Raw genomic sequence first — 2,957 nt, forward strand, 5'->3', positions numbered from 1 at the left:
TGGCTGCAATGGTCTTTGAGACGAATGGCTGTGACTTTAGCGCTCGTCAACCCGGCGGCCTTCACCAGCCGTTCGGCTGCTTAGGGCCGCCGGGATGACGAAACGAAGAGTTCGGCGTCAAATTGGCACCAATCGTCTCGGACACGTGGTCATTTCCAGGGAACTCATTGTCGAGCTTTGCGCGACAGGTCAAGCGTCAATTGGCATAATCCGGGATCGGTATCTCCCGGGTTGCGTACCCTCACCCCCTTCCTTCTCCCGGGGGGCGAGGGGGAGTGATCGTCGCGCTTTGCGCGACAACGTTATTGTTTTGAAGCGGGGGCCTATAGCTCAATTGGTTAGAGCAGCGGACTCATAATCCGTTGGTTCCAGGTTCAAGTCCTGGTGGGCCCACCATTTCGCGAAGCGGCAGCCTGACCTCGCTTCGTCGCAAGCTTCCTGCCATCAGCGCAACCGCATTGAACGAGCCCATGGAAATCTTCAAGAAATTTAGAATCGAAGCAGCGCACCGCCTGCCCAACGTGCCCGAGGGGCACAAGTGTTCGCGGCTGCACGGTCACTCGTTCGAAATCGAGCTGCACCTGTCCGGCGCGGTCGATCCGGCCCTGGGTTGGGTCCGCGACTTTTCCGAGGTGAGCGCGGCGTTTGCACCCGTCTTTGAGCAACTGGATCATCGCTACCTCAATGACGTTGCCGGATTGGAGAATCCCACCAGCGAAAACCTGGCCATCTGGATCTGGGATGCACTGATAGCCGACCTTCCCCAATTGGCCCGCATCATCGTCCACGAAACCTGCACATCCGGCTGCAGTTATGTCGGCCCTGCCGCATGACCCGAAAGCGGGCGCATTTTCCGCAATGCACCATCACCGTTGACGCTTTCGAAAACGCCATTTGGCGCGGATATTCAGTCAAACCCTGAATACACGGCAACACCCCGAAGTGATCTATGTTGCAACGCAACAATCTCTCTGCTAGAGTGCTCCCATCAACTAATCCTAAAGAGGGAGTTATCCATGTACGAGCAGATGAATTCGCAGTTCCTTTCCCTCGGCAAGAATTTTGCCGACGCCGTTGTCAAGGCTCAGGGCGTTGCCCTGTCCGGCTTCGAGAAGATGGCCGACCTGCAGCTGAAGGCAGTCGAGAGCCAGGTCAGCGCTTCCAGCGCGTTCTGGTCCGAGGCTTCCGAAGTGCGTGATTTCGAAGCAGCCAAGTCGATCTGGCCGAAGGGCGTTCAGCTGGCCAAGGAATCTGCAGAGAAGCTTTACAGCACGAACCAGGAAGTGCTGGGCCTGACCCTGAAGACCAACGAAGCGCTGGGTAACCTGATCAAGGGTTCCATCGAAGCGACCAACGAGACCGTGACCAAGCAGGTCAACGCCGTCAAGAAGGCAGCTTCCGGCAAGTAAGCGCCAGAATCTGGCGGTCGGTCGCTGCAAAGCGAAGCCGACCCCAATGTGACACCTGAAACCGGATGGCTTGCCATCCGGTTTTTTTTTGCCCGGCATTCCTCAAAGCACCGAATCCGGCCAGCCGAAGTGGTGAAGATGTGAATTTTCCCGGCGGGATGATTTTTGCCTGGCAGCCAGCTGTCGGGCCGGGATTCACCGCAGGTGCTTTGGCGTGCGACACTGCATCATCATGCCGCGTCTGACGATTACCGGCGGCGCGCTCGCCGGCCAACAATTCAGCTTCAAGGAATCCGTGGTCATCGGCCGCGGCGCCTACTCGGACATCCGCATCGACGATCCGACAGTCTCTCGCCGACATGCCGAAGTGCGCTGCGGCAAAGATGGAATCTGGCGAATTCAGGACCTAGGTAGCGCCAACGGCATTCTGCATGGAGGCAGCCTTATCCGTGGCGAACTGCTGATCGAAAGCTCGGTTGAAATCGTTATCGGCGAAATCCCCGCACTGCTGAGTACGGAGGATGATGACGATCCTTCCGATTCGAGCCACGCCGCATTCCCGGAGCTGGTTGATCGACTGGAACTGCTGGCCTGGATTGCAGCCCTGCCCGCACGGAGCGAAAGCCCGGCCTTGCTGATAAACGAGATCCTCGACACCGTCATGGATCGATTCGCCGGTTGTGTGCGTATTGGTCTTTTTCTGAGTCGGCCCGGCAGCGCAACCCTGACTCCCTTTGCCTGCCGTGGCGAAACTGAAGAGCAGGACTGGCGACCCGGCGCCCTGCTGGCAAAGGCCTGCCTGCGCCATGTCGACGGCCTCGCCGGGGGGCATGCCGCACTGGAGCCTCTTGGCGTTGCCGACGCACCGAAAGGCATCCTGGCGGCTCCGGTCATTTTCAGCGGGGAAACCCTGGGTGCCATCGTTGCCGAGTCTGAGCGGGCAGATACCTGGAACCCGATGGACCGCTCGATCGCCAAGGCCATTGCAAGCGTAGTCGCCGGCTTGTTGCAGGCCGAGCGCGGCAGTCACCCGGATCGGCGCATCGCGGAGCGCGACCTTGCACTGGCGCGGCGGGTCCAGCAGCACTTCCTGCCGCAATCACAGCTTCGACTTCCCGGAATCCGGTTTGCCGAAGCCTATGTTCCCGCACGCGTTGTCGGCGGCGATCACTACGACTATTTCCAATTCTCGGATGGCCGCGCCGGGGTGGTTATTGCCGATGTTTCCGGCAAGGCGGTGTCCGCGGCACTGGTGATGGCGCGTTTCGGCATGGGCGTGCGCCTGCTCGCCAGTCAGGCCAGCAACCCGGTCGACTTGCTCGTGACCTTGAATGTTCTCCTGCTCGACGAACTCGAAGCCGGCATGTTCGTCACGGCGCAGATCCTCGCAATCGACAGACAATCAGGTGATTTCGACATCGCCAATGCGGGACACCCACGGCCATTGCTGCGATCGAACCACGGCAAGGTATCCGAGCTCGCGCTCCAGCCCGGGGCTCCGCTCGGCGCCAGTGCGCAGACCCTGTTCTCATCGGAACGCATCCAGAT

The 2,957-nt window shown here is 59.8% G+C and carries 3 protein-coding genes and 1 tRNA gene; all 4 read left to right on the forward strand.

All coding sequences use genetic code 11. The features are described from left to right. The first annotated feature begins 319 nt into the window (after positions 1-319). Positions 320-396 (forward strand) — tRNA-Ile (locus tag WBP53_RS13430). Further along, entirely contained in the window at positions 363-833 is a 471-nt protein-coding gene (gene queD / locus WBP53_RS13435) for a 6-carboxytetrahydropterin synthase QueD (RefSeq protein ID WP_423929744.1), read from the forward strand. The genes WBP53_RS13430 and queD overlap by 34 nt, the downstream gene beginning before the upstream one ends. Positions 834-1,016: 183 nt before the next feature. After that, positions 1,017-1,409, forward strand: a complete 393-nt coding sequence (locus WBP53_RS13440) for a phasin family protein (RefSeq protein ID WP_423929746.1) — start codon at positions 1,017-1,019, stop codon at positions 1,407-1,409. Positions 1,410-1,641: 232 nt separating this feature from the next. Further along, the coding region (locus tag WBP53_RS13445; RefSeq protein WP_423929748.1) for a SpoIIE family protein phosphatase at positions 1,642-2,957 on the forward strand (1,316 nt) is incomplete at its 3' end.

The organism is Dokdonella sp. (assembly GCF_049593775.1).
Taxonomy (GTDB): Bacteria; Pseudomonadota; Gammaproteobacteria; order Xanthomonadales; family Rhodanobacteraceae; genus Dokdonella.

What these genes read in the sequence shown, in the direction of transcription:
- WBP53_RS13440 (WP_423929746.1), top strand. Translation starts at nt 1,017, where the DNA reads ATGTACGAGCAGATGAATTCGCAGTTCCTTTCCCTCGGCAAGAATTTT.